16 protein-coding genes are annotated in these 16,686 nt (G+C 49.1%); 3 read left to right on the forward strand and 13 right to left on the reverse strand.

Translation table 11 applies throughout. The annotated features are described in order from the left end of the window. Positions 1–18: 18 nt before the first annotated feature. A complete protein-coding gene (locus WCN91_RS05955; protein ID WP_342677244.1) occupies positions 19–567 on the forward strand; it encodes a hypothetical protein in 549 nt (182 codons plus the stop codon). Here the strand turns inward: WCN91_RS05955 and WCN91_RS05960 are convergent. The 7 genes from WCN91_RS05960 to WCN91_RS05990 form a co-directional block, all read right to left on the reverse strand. After that, positions 554–3,196, reverse strand: coding sequence for a protein kinase domain-containing protein (locus tag WCN91_RS05960; protein ID WP_342677246.1), 2,643 nt, complete (start codon positions 3,194–3,196; stop codon positions 554–556). The genes WCN91_RS05955 and WCN91_RS05960 overlap by 14 nt on opposite strands. A gap of 14 nt (positions 3,197–3,210) precedes the next feature. Then, a complete protein-coding gene (locus tag WCN91_RS05965) occupies positions 3,211–4,191 on the reverse strand; it encodes an FHA domain-containing protein (RefSeq protein WP_342677248.1) in 981 nt (326 codons plus the stop codon). Positions 4,192–4,380: 189 nt separating this feature from the next. Beyond that, a complete protein-coding gene (alr, locus tag WCN91_RS05970) occupies positions 4,381–5,460 on the reverse strand; it encodes an alanine racemase (RefSeq protein WP_342677250.1) in 1,080 nt (359 codons plus the stop codon). Positions 5,461–5,465: 5 nt separating this feature from the next. Continuing rightward, entirely contained in the window at positions 5,466–6,845 is a 1,380-nt protein-coding gene (gene dnaB, locus WCN91_RS05975; protein ID WP_342677252.1) for a replicative DNA helicase, read from the reverse strand. Between the two features lie 298 nt (positions 6,846–7,143). After that, a complete protein-coding gene (locus tag WCN91_RS05980; protein WP_342677254.1) occupies positions 7,144–8,100 on the reverse strand; it encodes a DUF4097 family beta strand repeat-containing protein in 957 nt (318 codons plus the stop codon). Positions 8,101–8,109: 9 nt separating this feature from the next. Further along, positions 8,110–8,619: a hypothetical protein gene (locus WCN91_RS05985; protein WP_342677256.1), complete on the reverse strand. Its 510-nt coding sequence runs from the start codon at positions 8,617–8,619 to the stop codon at positions 8,110–8,112. Then, positions 8,606–9,169 (reverse strand): RNA polymerase sigma factor, encoded by a 564-nt coding sequence (locus WCN91_RS05990; protein WP_342677258.1) that lies wholly within the window; start codon positions 9,167–9,169, stop codon positions 8,606–8,608. Before WCN91_RS05990 ends, WCN91_RS05985 begins: the two co-directional genes overlap by 14 nt. A 541-nt stretch (positions 9,170–9,710) precedes the next feature. On the opposite strand from WCN91_RS05990, the gene WCN91_RS05995 reads away from it, so the two are divergent. Both WCN91_RS05995 and WCN91_RS06000 read left to right on the forward strand, forming a co-directional pair. Then, the gene (locus WCN91_RS05995; RefSeq protein ID WP_342677260.1) at positions 9,711–9,833 is read left to right on the forward strand and encodes a hypothetical protein; all 123 of its coding nucleotides are present in this window, start codon (positions 9,711–9,713) and stop codon (positions 9,831–9,833) included. Positions 9,834–10,366: 533 nt separating this feature from the next. Continuing rightward, a complete protein-coding gene (locus WCN91_RS06000; protein WP_342677262.1) occupies positions 10,367–11,023 on the forward strand; it encodes a hypothetical protein in 657 nt (218 codons plus the stop codon). 853 nt (positions 11,024–11,876) lie between these two features. On the opposite strand, the gene rplI is transcribed toward WCN91_RS06000, so the two are convergent. From rplI to rnr, 6 genes are all read right to left on the reverse strand, one after another. Then, positions 11,877–12,329 carry a 50S ribosomal protein L9 gene (gene rplI / locus WCN91_RS06005; protein ID WP_342677264.1) on the reverse strand — a complete coding sequence of 151 codons (453 nt, stop codon included), beginning with the start codon at positions 12,327–12,329 and terminating at the stop codon, positions 11,877–11,879. Positions 12,330–12,364: 35 nt separating this feature from the next. Continuing rightward, the gene (gene rpsR, locus WCN91_RS06010; protein WP_010386263.1) at positions 12,365–12,592 is read right to left on the reverse strand and encodes a 30S ribosomal protein S18; all 228 of its coding nucleotides are present in this window, start codon (positions 12,590–12,592) and stop codon (positions 12,365–12,367) included. A gap of 11 nt (positions 12,593–12,603) precedes the next feature. Beyond that, on the reverse strand, positions 12,604–12,933 hold the full coding sequence (priB, locus tag WCN91_RS06015) for a primosomal replication protein N (protein WP_105200105.1): 330 nt from the start codon (positions 12,931–12,933) through the stop codon (positions 12,604–12,606). 18 nt (positions 12,934–12,951) lie between these two features. Then, positions 12,952–13,296 carry a 30S ribosomal protein S6 gene (gene rpsF / locus WCN91_RS06020; protein WP_105200104.1) on the reverse strand — a complete coding sequence of 115 codons (345 nt, stop codon included), beginning with the start codon at positions 13,294–13,296 and terminating at the stop codon, positions 12,952–12,954. A gap of 187 nt (positions 13,297–13,483) precedes the next feature. After that, positions 13,484–14,218, reverse strand: a complete 735-nt coding sequence (rlmB, locus tag WCN91_RS06025; RefSeq protein WP_105200296.1) for a 23S rRNA (guanosine(2251)-2'-O)-methyltransferase RlmB — start codon at positions 14,216–14,218, stop codon at positions 13,484–13,486. Positions 14,219–14,230: 12 nt separating this feature from the next. Then, positions 14,231–16,684 (reverse strand): ribonuclease R, encoded by a 2,454-nt coding sequence (rnr, locus tag WCN91_RS06030; RefSeq protein ID WP_342677272.1) that lies wholly within the window; start codon positions 16,682–16,684, stop codon positions 14,231–14,233. Between the last annotated feature and the right edge of the window lie 2 nt (positions 16,685–16,686).

The following is a 16,686-nucleotide window of genomic DNA, read 5'->3' on the forward strand; positions in this document are numbered from 1 at the left end:
AACCAATAAGGAACAATAATGCTAACAGCCAATAGTAACACTCTGATCGTTCCCTGCCAGCCCAATGACTACACAGCACAGCAAAGCTTTATGCTCACCCCTAGCAGCTCTAAACGCTGGGTAACCCAGCTTAGCGAAAGCGGCGAAAGCCTCGGCGGCGCCAATAACGATGACTTCACCGTCACCTTCAACAATAATCCCGACGACCCCAGTATTGAAAAGCGTCAGGAAGCCAGATTTATAGTGCATATTGAAGACTCGGATTGGGAGTTTTTCGGCAATGGCGTGGAATACGTTAAAAACGATAGTAATTGTAACTACAATGTCGACTCGCAGTTGAGCGAAGATAAGAAGCAGCTCACCATAGTGCTGCGCCAGGTAGAGCCCACGATTCGTTATGCCGGCAGTGATAACAGCCCGCTGGATAAGGTAATTGAGGTCACACCCTCACCTTCGGCACAGCCGCTTACCATTGGCTTTCGTTATACCGCCAAGCAATTGAGCAGCGGGCGTTTTTATATGTCGCAGGACCCGCGCATTATTGTCGAGCGCCCTAAAGAGCAGTAACTTCGGCGTTATCACAAAGCCGTTGTGACGGGTGTAATCGCTGGGTAAATTGCGGGTAGGCACATAACGGCTTAAACCAGGGTAGGACAAACCAATTGGCACCATAACCCGCCTGCATTGCCTTTTGCACATAATACAGCGCCGAATGATTATCGCCGGTGGCAGCATAAACAATGGCCGCGGCATAATGGATATCAGCCAGCTCCTGCCCCAGCTCCAAACTGGTATTAATGGCTGTGGTTGCCCTTTGATAATCGCCTAGATGAGCATAGGCCTGAGCCCTGTCCGACCAGGAATAAGCGGACTGCTGGCCGTTATTCACATCTATCACTTGCTGATAATACTCACGCCCCAAAGCCAATTGCCCCGCCAGGGTCAGGGCATCCGCATAGTTTAACAGGATCCCCGAATTATTTGGCGCTAGGCTATGGGCTTGCCCGGCTATCATTTGCGCCTGTTGATATTGCTGCACATACAAATAGGCTAGAGCGAGATTTGCCAAGGTGGTGGTATTGGCAACATCTTTGGGATCTAAGGACTCCTTAATGCTCGCCTCATAATGCTGGATCACGGTAGCAAAATCCCCCTGAGTGAGCGCCAGCACCGCCATTAACTGTAGGGCATCCCTGTCCAATGGCAGCTTATTAAGCACATCATCGAGTAAGGACAGCGCCGAGTCGATGTCACCCATGCTATAGAGCAAAGCCGCCAGCTTTTTCTGCACATTTAGATTGGGTCGCATCATCAGAGAGCGCTCCAAGGCATCACGCCCCTTTTCTCGCTCTCCTTGAGCCAAATACCAAGACGCTTGCAGATTTAAATATTCAGCCTCTCCTCCACCTAGCTGGCGTAATTGCGCCAGGTCGTGCGAGGCGTCTTCAACCTCCCCTTGGGCCAAGGACAGCAAGATTCGACTGCTAAAATAGCTGGGCCGACGCTGATATTGTCGCGGTGCTTTGGCAAACAAGCCTTGCACCTGCTCTACATATTCATCCTTGCCGGTGATCTCCTTAAGCTGCAGTGCCAACTCCCGTGCCAGCGTATAACCCACATCAAAATGCGATTGAGTACCCAGCAAGGCCATAATATCGTTAAACAAGGGTTCACTGATCTCGCCATCATGATAATAACGGCTGTAATAATTGAAGATCTGCTCTTGTAGCGCCTGCTCGTCCTGCGTAGCAAAAGTGGCTTCATGAGCAAAGAGGCTGGCGCCATAAAAGCGCGCCGACTCATGCACATTACGGGTATCGACCAAGTCCGCCTGCCACTGTTTAGTGGCCACCAGCTGCCAGTTTGGTGCCTCTAAGCGGCTGATTTCAATGCTGCAATAGCGCTGTTGGCAAGAAGCCGAGCTGGTGATAAAGACGCTGGCACCGGTGTAATCGGCCAGCATCTGAAAATAGGTTTTAGGGTCTTGTAAGCGCTCCGGCTCAACGCCCTTAGCCAGCATCTGCAGTTCCGTACGACTCACCAGATGCTCATTTTGCGATGCCAATTGTTGCCACAATGCACTTTGAATAGAGCCGCTCAGCGTGCCCTGGTAGTAGGCCAGCTCCGGCGCTGCTATCTCTACCTGAGTAGGCAAAATAGCCACCACAGGCGCCTTGATAAAGTAACCGCGAAATAGATAGAGGCTCACCAGCAAGGCGCTGATCAAGGTAAAAGTAAGGCCATAATACCAGGCTTGCCGGGTAGGTTTTGAGCTCGCTTTAGCCGCCTCTGAAACTTCGGGAGCAACCTCAGCTGAAGCCACAGGATCCGGCTTATCTTGAGCTGACGTCTCTAGCGGTTCGGTCTGCTGCGCCATAATGGCCTGCTGTACCTGCAACTGCAATATTTGTTCAAGCTGAGTGCTCAAGGCGCCACGGCGTAAATTAATGCGCTTACCCGGCTCTACCGCCAAGCCTTGACTGAGTATATGGATAAGCGGCTGCGGCAAGTAGGCAGAAAACGCGTTTAGATCAATAAACTGGCCATCGCATATGGCCCGTGCCACATCTTTCTCACTGCCTTGGCCACCATAGGGGTGCTGTCCCGTCAGTAACTCGATGGCAAGCACACAAAAAGAAAACCAATCGCTGTTATTGCTAAGAGGCTGACCAAGGATCTGCTCCGGCGCCATATAGCCTTGAGTACCGGCGCTGGCACCGGCCTTGGCATTTGCACCGATAAACTCGGCAATACCAAAATCGGCGACTTTTACTGCCCCCGATTCGCTGATCAAAATATTGCTGGGTTTTAAATCCCTGTGAATGATGCCGTTGCGATGAGCATGCTCCAGCCCTTTGGCGATATCGATCAACAGGGAGAGTTTTTGTTCCAGGCTGAGTAAATGCTGTTTTTGGTACTGCAGCAGGTTTTTACCACGGCAAAACTCCATTACCAGAAAATGCGTACCATGATCTTCTGCACAATCAAATACTTGAATAATATTAGGGTGATTTAACCGCGCCAGAAAGCGCGCTTCACTCAGGGCTTCAGCACTGTCGGCGGCGCTAAGATCCGCCTGCGCCAACACCTTCAAGGCAACCGTGCGCTCCAGCTTGGTATCGAAAGCCTCAAAGACGGTACCCATGGCACCTTGGTAGATCAGATGTTTAATCTCGTAGTGTGCTAACTTCTGCATTACCGCCAGCCCTACTAGTTAGAAGCGCTGTTGATTGCGCCCTCGAGTTGATGACCCTTATAAATCTCGAAGTTACTGGCGTTAAAGCGCACCTTGCGCAGCTTGCGCTCAATCACATGATCCGCCCCTTCAACATGGGCCAGGGCATCGCTAAATTGTTTGCGGGCACGATGAATTTGAATATTAAGATAGCGGGAGTCTATACCCAAGTCTTTGGCGATCACTTCGGTATCAACCCAGCCCTGGCTTAATTCATGTACGCCCTGGGCCGCATCCTGCGCCTTATAGCGCGCCAGGTTCAGGGTAAGATAATGATGGCAACGCTCACCCAGGTCGACCTCTTCATTGGGGCCTTTAATTACCAGCTCCGCCGACTCTTCATCCAGAGTAAGATTGAAAATAAAGTTCAGATCCGCCAGCTTCACGCTGGCTACCTCGCGCAATGCAGTTGCCGCCTCGCTATGGCTTAGGTGCAATTGATAGGTATGGCGACTGTCACTTACCCTGTCATGCTCTATGATAATGGTGTGCTCAAGCGGCGGTCCATCAAGACGCTCAAAGCACCAAAAGCCGCTTTCACGCTGAATAAAAACGGCAATTTCCGGCTGCTCATCTGGGATCAAATTATAGCTGCTCAAGGGGATATACTGCTCGGTGGGCCGTTGCAATGAGTTGAGAATAATCAGCATATCCTCGGGCTTATCGAGATTGGCAACTCGATATCCGCGGCTGCTATTGCCAGGAAAGGTAAGCAAGTCATTGCAATGCAGTATTTCGGGGCGGTCTTTTTCCAAGCGCTTCGAGTTCAACCAGGTGCCATTACGGCTAAGATCACGGACCTGCCAGTGACTGCCTTGCCACTCGATAATACAGTGAATTTTCGACACGCTGGGCTCAACAACTAGGGTATCGACGCTATATTGAAAGCGACCAAAACTATGGTGGGCATGCAGGTAGATCACATTGTCCGTGTCTAGTTCGATAAGGTAAGCCATATCCGCTCCCAGCACCTATCCCTATAAGAATTGTTGTAATTGATATTTTGGGCTTTTTTTTAGAAAAAAGAAACAACCGTGTAACAAGTTGGCCACAAACCCCAAGGGAAAAGCCAATTTCTTATTATAAATCAATTTAATCTGGGGTATTTCGAATAGCTCAATGGCGCTGGGCGGCTTAAGTGCCGCCTAGTTTAGATACTGGTAGGTAACCCGTGGAGTGATATTACAAAGCAATTCATAGGCGATAGTGCTGGCGCAGCTGGCAATTTCTTCGATGCCGAGCTCGGCGCCCCACATAATGGCGTCATCACCCACCGCCACGCTCTGGTTATCGGCGCCTATATCAACGCTTATCATATCCATGGACACCCTGCCCACCAGCGGATAACGACGACCATTAATAAGCACCGGGGTGCCGTTTTCGGCGTGACGCGGGTAGCCGTCACCATAACCTATAGCCACCACAGCCAACTGGGTATCGGCACTGGCCTGCCAATGACCGCCATAGCCTACTGGTTCGCCTTTTTTCACCCGACGCACGGCGATCACTTCGCTGGTCAGGCTCATCACCGGCTGTAAACCCAGCTCAGAGGAGGTTTTACCCTGCACCGGCGATACCCCATAAAGCATTAATCCGGGGCGTACCCAGTGACCATGGCTTTGCGGGTAATTGATAATGGCGGCGGAATTGGCCAGGCATAAGGGGGCGGGCTTGTCGCTGACCAAGGTAGTAAAGGTGGCCAGCTGGGTTTGGTTATAGCTGTTTTCAAGCTCATCGGCGCAGGCGAAATGAGTCATCAAATGCAGCTGCTCATGGACATTGGCACAGCCTTTAAGACGCTGATAAAACTGCTCGAACTGCTGCGGCTCAACGCCAAGACGGTGCATGCCGGTATCGACCTTAAGCCACACCTTGATTTGACCGCTTAACTGCGCCTGCTCCAGCGCTGCCAACTGGTACTCGTCATGGACTATGGTTTGAAAATTGTTGGCCAGCATGATGTCGATATCGCTGGCCTTAAAAAAGCCTTCAAGCAAGACAATAGGCTTGGTAATGCCGCCGGTGCGCAGCGCCAGCGCTTCTTCAATGCGGGCCACGGCGAAGGCATCCGCCCCCGCCAATTGCTGAGCTATAGGCACCAGACCATGGCCATAGGCGTTGGCCTTAAGCACCGCCATCACCTGGCTGTTGGGTGCCAGCTCTTTTACCCGGGCGAGATTGGCTCGCAGTGCAGAAAAGTCAATTGTTGCCGTAGCCAGGGCCATAATTATTAGTACTCATCATCCATTGCCGGTCCGGCATAATTATCGAAGCGTGAGTATTGTCCCTGGAAGGTTAACCTGACCTTACCGATAGGGCCGTTACGCTGCTTACCGATAATGATTTCCGCGGTGCCCTTGTCGTTACTGTCTTCGTTATAGACTTCGTCACGGTAGATAAACATGATCAAGTCGGCATCCTGCTCGATTGAGCCAGATTCACGTAAGTCCGAGTTTACCGGGCGCTTATCGGCACGCTGCTCCAGTGTACGGTTAAGCTGCGACAGGGCGACTACTGGGCATTCCAGCTCTTTGGCCAGGGCCTTAAGTGAGCGGGAAATTTCGGCGATTTCCAGGGTTCGGTTATCAGACAAACTTGGCACCCGCATCAGCTGCAGGTAGTCGACCATGATCATACTGATGCCGCCATGATCGCGGGCGATACGACGGGCTCGTGAACGCACATCGGTAGGCGTTAGCCCCGAGGCATCATCAACATACATCTTACCCTTTTCGATCAGTAGTCCCATGGTGGACGATAAACGCGCCCAATCATCATCGTCCAGCTGACCGGTACGTACCTTGGTTTGGTTGATACGTCCTAATGACGCCAACATACGCATCATGATCTGCTCCGAGGGCATCTCCAGGGAGAAGATAACTACGGGCTTATCTCGGGTCATGGCCGCATGTTCGGCGAGGTTCATGGCAAACGTAGTTTTACCCATGGACGGACGAGCGGCGACTATGATCAGATCCGAAGGCTGTAAACCTGCGGTCATCTTATCTAGATCCGAATAACCTGTGCTGACACCGGTTACACCGTCTTGGGGCGACTGATACAATTCTTCAATCTTATCGACGGTCTTTTCCAAAATAGTATGGATATTTTGCGGACCTTCGGTACTTTTGGTGCGCTGTTCAGCGATTTTAAATACTTTACTCTCGGCCAGATCGAGTAATTCATGGCTGTCACGCCCTTCGGGGTTAAAACCCGCTTCGGCAATTTCATTAGCCACACCGATCATTTCACGCACAACCGCACGTTCACGTACGATCTGCGCATAGGCAGAGATATTCGCCGCACTTGGCGTATTTTTGGCAATTTCCCCTAAATAAGCAAAGCCACCTATGCCTTCCAGCTGGTTATTTTTCTCCAGCGATTCCGAGATGGTAATAAGATCTATGGGCTGCCCAGCTTCCACCAAGCGTTCCATGGCCTCGAAAATAAACCTGTGCGTGCGGGTATAGAAATCCTGAGATACCACTATCTCAGCCACACGGTCAAAAGCTTCATTATCAAGCATTAGGCCACCAAGCACGGATTGCTCGGCTTCAATGGAATGCGGGGGTACTTTTAGGCTATCAACCTGTTTATCTATCTTTGCCATAGTTACTCTAAAGGGGAGCGAATTGCCTTATTCTATCGGCTTAGTATGGCAGTGCAACAATTGCGTGGTATTTTTAAAAAAGAAGCGGGCTAATACCAACTCACTTAAATAGCTAATCATTCTAGCGGGCTAAATATCATGCTCACTGTGTTGGAATTTTTCTATGTAGAATAACTACATAAGAAAAACCCCGCCTTGTGTTCATATCATTTATCCAGCGCTATAACTGATCACATACTTAACAGAATTGGTATAAACGCCCACTAAGTTGGGAGTTGTTTTTTGCTAGTCGCGTTAATTAGTCGTTTTTACGTAAGTTGGTGTTACCACTGATGGTGGTCACTTCCACCTCGGCCTCACCCTGACCCAGGGTGAAACTTAGGCTCTCACCCGGGCCGTACTTGGCTTTGACCGCCTTGTCTTTGCTCAGCTCATTACGGATATCGCCACCGGCATGAGCGTCTAAGTCAAAGCGTGCCGATACATTCGTTGGCAGGTATAAGTCAAAGTCGCCACTGACGCTTTCGGCACGAATCTGCGCATTCGCTTTAAGCTCTTGCACATACACTTCGAGCTCGCCGTTAACCGTATTCAGCTTCAGATTACCTAAGGTTTGTGCGTGCAAGGTCAGATCACCATTGACGTTCTCAAAACGAATATCTTCTGAGCTGGTTTTACTGGTGACATCGCCGTTTACTAGGGTCATGCGCAACTGGCCGGCAGAATTAATATCGTTAATATCGCCATTGACGGTTTGGTAGCGAATATCACCTTGCAGGTCGGTGCCATCAATATCGCCGTTAACGGTTTCAAAGGTCAGTTTGCCTTGTAGTTTTTTGGCATCGATATCGCCGTTAACGGTTTCAATACGGCTGTCGCCATTGAGATCGCTTACATCCACATCCACATTCACGCCTTCAAGGCTTAGGGCGCTTTGCATCGGCATATAAATGGTGAGTTTGGAGCCTTCACCCTCATCATCATTATTGCCCCAGCCCCAATTGGATTTCTTAGGCATTTTAACAATAAAGTCGGTGCGTTGACCCCGTGTTTCCAGGGTGTAGCCCTCGGCTCTGTCGTCCAGCTCGCCCTTGATCTGCAGGCTGGCCTTATCCCAGCCCTTGATAATGATGTCGCCGCGCTGATTATCGATAAAGATACGACCATCAGCCGGTACATTGATTTGCTCGTCGATTTTCTCGCCCGCTAAGGCCAAACATGGAACCAATGCCAGGGTATATGCTAGTGCTTTCATCTTCTTCTCCTAAATATGCTGTAATACAGTGCCCTGCTTTGGCTGGTGCACTTTATTAATTAAATCAAGTTGTTGTTGGTATACTTGCGCTAACATGCCAAGCAAGGCGCGATTATTTGGGTCGTCTTCCAGCGCGGTTTTGATTGCCTTTTCCGCCTGCTCCAACTCTTCGAGTTGCTGTTGCCAGTTGTCGGTTAACGCCGGTTGTGATTGGTACTGCACCAGCAGGCTCTGCTTTTGTTGCTCAAATACATCGCTTATAAGCGCAAACTGGGGTTGTTGAGCGCCTTGCTGCATCGGCATATTTAAGCCCACCACGGCCACCAGAATTGCGGCGGCGGCACTGCCGAATGCCGGCATCAACCAATTGCGCTTTGCCTTGTTTTGGTTAGCGCCTTGCTGCAAGTTAATGGCATGCTCAATACCTGGCCACAGGTCGCGGCTTGGGCTCACTTCTTTTTGCTGCGATTGCAGTTGCTCATCTAAAAACTGGTCGAAGTCTGGTTTATTCATTTTCATACCACTCCTTTAACAACCCTCTGGCGCGGTGATACTGGGATTTTGACGATCCCACCGCCATATTCATCATTTGTGCTATCTCTTCGTGGCGATAGCCTTCCACCGCATGCAGTACAAATACCTGCCTAGCTCGCTCGGGCAAACGCACTATTAGTTTGTCGAGACCATTAAGCTCCTGACATTGCGCTGCTTGCTCGTGCTCCATGCCGGCATCTTCACTGCTCACCACCCGCTGAATCCAGTTCTTTTGCTTACGCAGATAACTGATAGCGATATTGCTGGCCACGCGATGCAACCAGGTGCTGAATTGCGACTGACCATCGAAGCTATGTATTTTTTGCCACAATTGCACAAACACTTCCTGAGTCACATCTTCCGCCTGCGCCGGGTCGGCCACCAAGCGCAGACAGAGCGCATACACACGCTTTACATGCGTTTGATACAGAACATAAAAGGCATCTTGGTCACCCTGTTGGGCTTTCTCTATGATTTGTAGTTCCTGTTGCGCCGTTTGTGTTTGTGAGAATGCCTGTTCGGCATTAACCAACATCCGCGTCATCCTGTTGTTGTTTATTTGCTTTGTTACTCTATTAGACGCACCCAAAAGTACAAAGGGTTTAAATGGTTTTAAAAATTTTTTAATTTATTTTCAAAGGGTCACAAAGGTGCATTTGGCGTGGGGCTGAAAAGTTGGGTGTTCTGTAGTGACGATGGCACTTTGAATTGAGATCTTGTCGCAGTGGCGACGACACCTTAGGGGCGGTTTACGCCAACCGCCCCTAAGAACCCCAAGGCGCCCCAACATTGCATGATTTCCTCAACGAGCCACGAGAAGTGAACGTAACCAACATGCATAGGGCGTCCATGCCCTAGGCATGTTTTCGCCCTTGGTCCAAAGGGCGATTACTCTTCTCGTATCGCGTTTCGGATGCAATGTAAGGGGGTTAGGCTGATACACCGAGCTCGGATTTTCCGATTGCTTATACGGATAATTTTTAAGTTTGCCCATCGGCATAGGTTGGCCTTTGCTTTATTACGGGGTAGCTTTGGTTGCTAGATAATAGACCTTAAACGCTTATATTAGGACTTATATGAAACCCGTTAATACCGTAAATACAGAGCACTACACCTGGGCCGATAACTGCGATGGTTGGCATTTAGTGAAATCAGCTAATCTCAGCGTTACCCAAGAGCTTGTGCCACCATCGAAGTAGACGGTAAAGAGTATGAATTACCACCCTCAACAAGGCATACACGCCCCCGCACCAACTCAAAAATAAACACGGTGAACACCTCTGTTTCATCGTCATCTCAACACCCCCAAGCCATGGGGATCGAGTCACTATTTGTTAGTGCTGGAGCATGATGACTTTTATGAGAAAGTAACGGTCGTTAATAAAGAAACCTAGATTGTGCACAATGCAAGACCTACCCCCAGTGACTTGAAACAATACATATTTAAGTTGAATTTAAACAAGTTGACCGCACTATCTAAAGATAAATACCACCTCATTTTGGAGTTCATTTGCCTGAACTAATATTAGATCATACTCAGATTAACTATTCAGATAAGAACCTTCTAGAAATAGGCGAAAAAGGCCGAGCATGTAGGTTTTGTAAAAAGACTTCCCAGGTCACATTTGATAAGCGAGCTCATTCCATACCCGAATTACTCGGAAATAAAAGTGTCTTCACTATCAATGAATGCGATGTTTGCAACAGGCTATTCAGCGACTATGAACGTCACTTGAGTCGTTTTATTCCACCATCTTTCATAACACGACTGAAAGGAAAAAAAGGGCATTCAATCATGACTTTTAAGGGAAATGATAAAATCTCAGGAAGTCACAGCTTTATAGATATTGAGCATTCATCACATATTGGGGACAACATTGATTTAACAGGACAAAAATACCTGAACGTTAAGGTGTATAAAAGCTTGTTAAAGTCCTTAATATCTTTATTACCTGACCAATACGTCAGTGAGTTTAATGAGCATATAGAGTGGATCCGCTCAAACAAAGGCTTCAATTTCACAAAAATTAACCCCTTTGCTTTGGTTGGCATCAATATGTCAGATATAAATACAACTCCACTCATGAGGATTCGCTTGAGTAGATTTGTTAACAATGAGAACGTCTATTATTTCCTTGAATCAAAGTTCAATAATTTTTATATATATTTTCCCTTTTCACCTACTTGTAATCCCTCAAATTTTAACGCTAATAATTTATCTGAATTCCAGCAGCAGGAAGGCTATAAGCTTGAAGAAGAAAGATTTTCAAAAAAGTTTGGGCAGAAAACATATAGAATTTCTTTGGAGTTAGGTGAGCCAGACTTCATATCTGAAAGTAAGCTAGATTTAGAAGCATTGCTTACCGCAATAGAAAATACAAACAGCTAAGGGGTCAGGTCTTGCATTTTGCATCTGACCCAACCCAATCAATAGCCACACTAAATCTGACCGAATAGCTCTGATGTATCAGCTCAATTTCCCGTTTGGATTCGCGCTGGAGAAATCAGATTTTGTTGTGGAGTGTGCTTGAAACAACGGAGCATGGATGCGTAGTTAGGTTTATCGAGTCAGGACGACGAGTTAAACCGTGTTGAAAGCTAAGCGGAGCGTTTAACAAAACGCTGAGTTCGTAAGCATTGGCGAATCACGGGCGCCTTGGGGTTCCAAGGGGCGGTTGGCGCAAACCGCCCTTTGGTTGCCGTCGCCAACGCGACAAAATCTTAATTTGAAGGCCATAACGGAATGCCTGCAAGCAATTCATCCCTGAAGCTGGGTTCCTGTCGGCCTCTTTGTCGGCACAAAGCACCTACACTCCGATAAAATAGCAACCTTGCAAGGCTAAAGCCTCGCCCACAGCAGCGACCTACAAAGTTGCACATCATTGGTACATTGTCGTTGTAGATATCATCTCTCAGTATTAGGTGATAGCTAATCATCTAATCCTGAGAGATACAAGGTCGGGGTTCACCCCGACAATAAGCGCTATTCTCCCTTTGTCGGCGCAGAGCACCGACCTACAAAATTGCAAGGCTAAAGCCTCGCCCACTGCATCGACCTACAAAGGCGAACATCATTGGTGCATTGTCGTTGTAGGTCGGGGTTCACCCCGACAATAAGCGCTATTCTCCCCTTTGTCGGTGCAGAGCACCGATCTACAAGGTTGTCAGGCTAAAGCCTGACCTACAACAGGCATAAAAAAACCGCGCCTTGGCGCGGTTTTTCACATAAAGCTAATCGACGATTAAGCTTCAGCAATAACGATCACTTTGATAGTTGCAGTAACTTCTGAGTGAACCTGGATTGCTACGTCGAATTCACCTGTTTCACGGATAGTACCGGTAGGTAGGCGAACTTCTGATTTAGCTACAGCGATACCAGTTGCAGAGATCGCGTCAGCGATGTCACGAGTACCGATTGAACCAAATAGTTTACCTTCGTCACCTGCTTTAGAAACAAGAGTCACTTCTGCAAGTGCTTCAAGCTTCTCAGCGCGTGCTTGTGAAGCAGCTAGCTCTTCAGCGATTTTCGCTTCAAGCTCAGCGCGACGTGCTTCGAAAGTTTCGATGTTAGCTTTAGTTGCAGGAACTGCCTTACCTTTAGGGAAAAGGAAGTTACGTGCGAAACCAGATTTAACTGAAACCTGGTCACCTAGGCTACCTAGGTTTGCGATCTTGTCTAGTAGAATAACTTGCATGTCTCTACACCTTTTAAAAACAGTTAATCCGCTGCTTACTTGTGTAAGTCAGTGTATGGAAGAAGGGCTAGGTAGCGAGCACGCTTGATAGCGGTTGCTAGCTGACGCTGATACTTAGCGCTAGTACCTGTGATACGGCTAGGTACGATTTTGCCACTTTCTGTAACGTAGTTTTTAAGAGTAGCTAGATCTTTATAATCGATTTGTTGTACGCCTTCCGCTTTGAAGCGGCAGAACTTACGACGTCTGAAGTAACGTGCCATGAGTATTTTCCTCAATTAATTCTTTCAATTTGCTGAGCGTGCAGTACCAGTTGACTAAGACCGTTTCGGCCCTGGTGGCGATTTAAAAATCCCCTTACTCGTACCTGTTGCTCAACTTGCAAATATTGTGTTGCTGGTTGATGCTCATTGCCACTTGCGACCACTTGAATGCGAACATAACTTTGTCGGTTAAGTTGCGCTTCCACCTGTATTGAACGATGCTCAAGCACGAAAATACAGTGTGGCACACCGGCCGGGCTTTGACTGAATTTTGGGGCCTTACAAATAACGCCACCAAGTTCGACTAGGTTGAGCGCTTGCTCGCTAGACAGTTCAGCCATTACAACCACGCAGAACGATTAAGCTTCAGCAGCAGCTTCTTTTTTCTCTTCTTTAGCAAGAGGAGAAGCTTCAGTTACTGCATCTTTAGTGCGCATAACTAGGTTACGAAGCACTGCATCGTTGTAGCGGAAAGAAGTTTCAAGCTCGTTGATTACTTCAGTTGGTGCTTCAACGTTCATTAGAACATAGTGTGCTTTGTGAAGCTTTTCGATTGGGTAAGCCAGTTGACGACGACCCCAGTCTTCTAGACGGTGAATTTTACCGCCAGCTTCAGTGATAGAACCAGTATAACGCTCGATCATACCAGCTACTTGTTCACTTTGATCTGGATGAACCATGAATACGATTTCGTAATGACGCATGGGTATTCCTTACGGTTAATATAGCCTTCCACCGTTTCGACCACTCGGTTTAAGGCAAGGAATTAAAGTTAAAAGGTCGAAATGAGCGCGTATTCTACGCATTGCTGGCAAATTAAGCAACTTAATTTATCCGCCTTAAGCAATAAAAAAGCCCGCGATAATGCGGGCTTCACGCTATTTCGAGAAGTTAAGCGCGCTGTCTTAACACTTCGAATAAACTGATGCCTGTAGCCACGGATACATTGAGGCTGGATACAGTGCCTACCATGGGGATTTTCACCAACACATCACAGTGTTCACGAGTCAAACGGCGCATGCCATCGCCCTCGGCGCCCATCACTATGGCGATTGGGCCGGTGAGATTGGCTTCGAACAAGGTGGTGTCGGTTTCACCGGCAGTGCCCACAACCCACACACCCGCGTCTTTAATTTCACGCAGGGTACGCGCCAAGTTGGTCACTTGCACTAAGGGTACGGTTTCCGCTGCACCACAGGCCACCTTACGAGCCGTGGCATTTAACCTGGCCGACTTATCCTTAGGCACCACTACCGCATGGACACCGGCGGCATCGGCGCTACGTAAACAGGCACCGAGATTATGCGGATCGGTAATGCCATCAAGCACCAACAAGAAGGGGGTTTGCTCACGCTTGATAATATCGTCCAAGTCTTTTTCGCTGTACTGCTTACCGGCGCGCACATTGGCGATAATGCCCTGGTGCTGTTCGCCCTTGGCCTTATCGTCCAGAGCCTTGCGCTGCATAAACTGGATTGAGATACCAAACTTGCGGGCCTGATTAATAACGTCATTAAGACGCTTATCTTCGCGACCCTTGAGTGCGTAAATCTCTAAAAAGCGCTCAGGCTCTTTGCTTAAGATGGCTTCAACGCTGTGAAAGCCAAAAATTAGTTCGTTGCTCACAAACACTCTCTACTATTTTGCTCTGGTGCGGGCATTTTTACCTGCACGCTGCTTTTTCTTTGCCTTCTTGGCCTTGGCTTTTTTCGCCACGGCCCCCTTTTTGTCTTTTTCACCAGCCTTTTTAGGCTTGCCCTTGCCAGCGGGTTTAGCACCCGACCTTGAGCCAGATTTGGAATCTGACTTAGCTCCGGGCTTGGCGCCAGATCTGGGCTTTTTGCCTTTTCCTGGGATCTCCCCAGATTTTAGCTGCTCGCGCACCGAAGGTTTAGCGCGGCGGCGACTATATCTGTCTTCAGCATCGCTGGCCAGCACCAGGTTAATGCGGCGCTCTTCAAGGGACACCGAGGCCACCTGCACGCGCACCTTATCACCCATGCGGTACACCTTGTTGGTGTGCTCGCCCACTAAACAGTGCTTGGCACCATCATAATGGAAATATTCATCGCCTAAGCTGGCAATATGCACCAGACCGTCAATCTGCAGGTCATCCAGACGTACAAAAATGCCGAAGTTGGTCACCGAGGAGATCACCCCGCCAAACTGCATGCCCACATGGTCTTGCATATATTCACATTTTAGCCAATCCGCCACTTCACGGGTGGCATCATCGGCGCGGCGCTCGGTCATGGAGCATTGCTCGCCCAGTTGATCCGCTTCATCGGCGCTGTAAGCATACTCGCCGCTGGTTTGTTGACCCTGAGATTTTAAAATGGCCTTAATGGCGCGGTGCACCACCAAATCCGGGTAACGACGTATGGGCGAGGTAAAGTGTGCATAGGCTGGCAGCGCCAAACCAAAGTGGCCAATATTATCTGCCTGATACACGGCCTGCTTCATTGAGCGTAGCAACATGGTTTGGATAAGCTCAATTTCCGGACGCTCCGCCAACTTATTGATGGCGGCGGTGATCTCACCGGGCTCGGGGGCATCACCAAAAGGATGCTCCACACCCAGCTCACCTAAGAATTCACGGAAATGCCCCAGCTTTTCGCTGTCAGGCTCATCGTGCACCCGATACAGGGCGCTGGCTTCGTGCTTTTCCAATAAGCGCGCGGCGGCAACGTTGGCGAGGATCATGCACTCTTCAATCAGCATATGAGCATCGTTACGCACCACGGGCACAATAGACTCTATTTTGCGATGGGCATTAAAGACAAAGCGGGTTTCCAGAGTTTCAAACTCTATGGCTCCGCGCTGCTGGCGCGCCGCTTTGAGCGCCATATACATTTGCTGCAGGTCTTTAAGGTAATCCACTAATGGTGCGTATTCTTCGCACAGGCGCTCATCGCCCTCTAAAATACCATGTACCTTGGTGTAGGTTAGGCGGGCATGTGAATTCATCACCGCCTCGTAGAAGCGGTAACCCGATAGTTTACCCGCTTCCGACACCGTCATCTCAGCCACCATACAAAGGCGATCCACCTTAGGGTTTAATGAGCACAGGCCATTTGACAGCACTTTCGGCAACATGGGGATCACCTGCTCGGGGAAGTACACCGAGTTACCTCGGTTGATGGCTTCCATATCCAGCGCTGAGCCCTTTTGTACATAGTGAGAGACATCGGCAATGGCCACCCACAGACGCCAGCCACCGGATTTTTTGCGCTCGCAATACACGGCGTCATCGAAATCCCGGGCGTCTTCGCCATCTATGGTCACCAGCGGCAAATGACGTAAATCGACACGTCCTTGCTTATCTGTATCTTCAACAAATTCGCCCAGAGGCGCTACTTGCTGCTCAACGGACTCGGGCCATTGATGAGGAATTTCATAGTTGCGCAGTGCCACTTCGATTTCCATACCCGGCGCCAGGTGTTCGCCCAGCACTTCGGTGACCTTGCCCACCGCATTCATATGACGGGTCGGGTTTTGGGTGATCTCGATTTGTACCATCTGGTTATGGCGCGCGCCCTTTTCTGCACCGGGCAGCACGATAATGTCTTGCGTCAGGCGCGGGTCTTCCGGCACCACCACGGCCATACCGTGCTCAACAAAATAACGACCAATAATAGGTGCACGCTCGTTTTCCAGCACACGGACAATACGCGCCTCCACCTTGCCACCCTGACCACGTGAGCCAGCCTTGGCCAGCACCACATCACCATGGAGCACCATATTCATCTGGTGGCGGGGGATAAACCAGTCTTTAGGTTCGCCCTCGACCTGTAAAAAGCCGAAGCCATCACGATGACCTATCACCTTGCCTTTCACCAGGGCGCTATCTTCAGGGATGACGTAACACTTGTGCTTATTAAAGTGCAGCTGGCCTTCACGCTCCATGGCACGCAAACGGCGCTTAAAAGCAATTTGACGATCACTTTCATACACTTCAAGTTCGCCGCAAAGTTGGCTAAAGGTGGCAGGTTTTGAGCGTTTCTTTATGTGGTCGAGAATAAATTCTCGGCTGGGGACGGGATTGTCGTATTTTTGCTGTTCTCTATCGAGGTATGGATCCTGCTTGGTCATTC

The sequence above is a fragment of the Pseudoalteromonas qingdaonensis genome (genome assembly GCF_038739665.1).
In the GTDB taxonomy this organism is placed as follows: domain Bacteria; phylum Pseudomonadota; class Gammaproteobacteria; order Enterobacterales; family Alteromonadaceae; genus Pseudoalteromonas; species Pseudoalteromonas qingdaonensis.

What these genes read in the sequence shown, in the direction of transcription:
- priB (WP_105200105.1), bottom strand. Translation starts at nt 12,933, where the DNA reads ATGGCTGAACTGTCTAGCGAGCAAGCGCTCAACCTAGTCGAACTTGGT.
- rnr (WP_342677272.1), bottom strand. Translation starts at nt 16,684, where the DNA reads ATGACCAAGCAGGATCCATACCTCGATAGAGAACAGCAAAAATACGAC.
- WCN91_RS05955 (WP_342677244.1), top strand. Translation starts at nt 19, where the DNA reads ATGCTAACAGCCAATAGTAACACTCTGATCGTTCCCTGCCAGCCCAAT.
- dnaB (WP_342677252.1), bottom strand. Translation starts at nt 6,845, where the DNA reads ATGGCAAAGATAGATAAACAGGTTGATAGCCTAAAAGTACCCCCGCAT.
- rpsR (WP_010386263.1), bottom strand. Translation starts at nt 12,592, where the DNA reads ATGGCACGTTACTTCAGACGTCGTAAGTTCTGCCGCTTCAAAGCGGAA.
- WCN91_RS05995 (WP_342677260.1), top strand. Translation starts at nt 9,711, where the DNA reads ATGAAACCCGTTAATACCGTAAATACAGAGCACTACACCTGGGCCGAT.
- WCN91_RS05965 (WP_342677248.1), bottom strand. Translation starts at nt 4,191, where the DNA reads ATGGCTTACCTTATCGAACTAGACACGGACAATGTGATCTACCTGCAT.
- WCN91_RS05990 (WP_342677258.1), bottom strand. Translation starts at nt 9,169, where the DNA reads ATGTTGGTTAATGCCGAACAGGCATTCTCACAAACACAAACGGCGCAA.
- WCN91_RS05985 (WP_342677256.1), bottom strand. Translation starts at nt 8,619, where the DNA reads ATGAAAATGAATAAACCAGACTTCGACCAGTTTTTAGATGAGCAACTG.
- rplI (WP_342677264.1), bottom strand. Translation starts at nt 12,329, where the DNA reads ATGCAAGTTATTCTACTAGACAAGATCGCAAACCTAGGTAGCCTAGGT.
- rpsF (WP_105200104.1), bottom strand. Translation starts at nt 13,296, where the DNA reads ATGCGTCATTACGAAATCGTATTCATGGTTCATCCAGATCAAAGTGAA.
- WCN91_RS05960 (WP_342677246.1), bottom strand. Translation starts at nt 3,196, where the DNA reads ATGCAGAAGTTAGCACACTACGAGATTAAACATCTGATCTACCAAGGT.
- WCN91_RS05980 (WP_342677254.1), bottom strand. Translation starts at nt 8,100, where the DNA reads ATGAAAGCACTAGCATATACCCTGGCATTGGTTCCATGTTTGGCCTTA.
- alr (WP_342677250.1), bottom strand. Translation starts at nt 5,460, where the DNA reads ATGGCCCTGGCTACGGCAACAATTGACTTTTCTGCACTGCGAGCCAAT.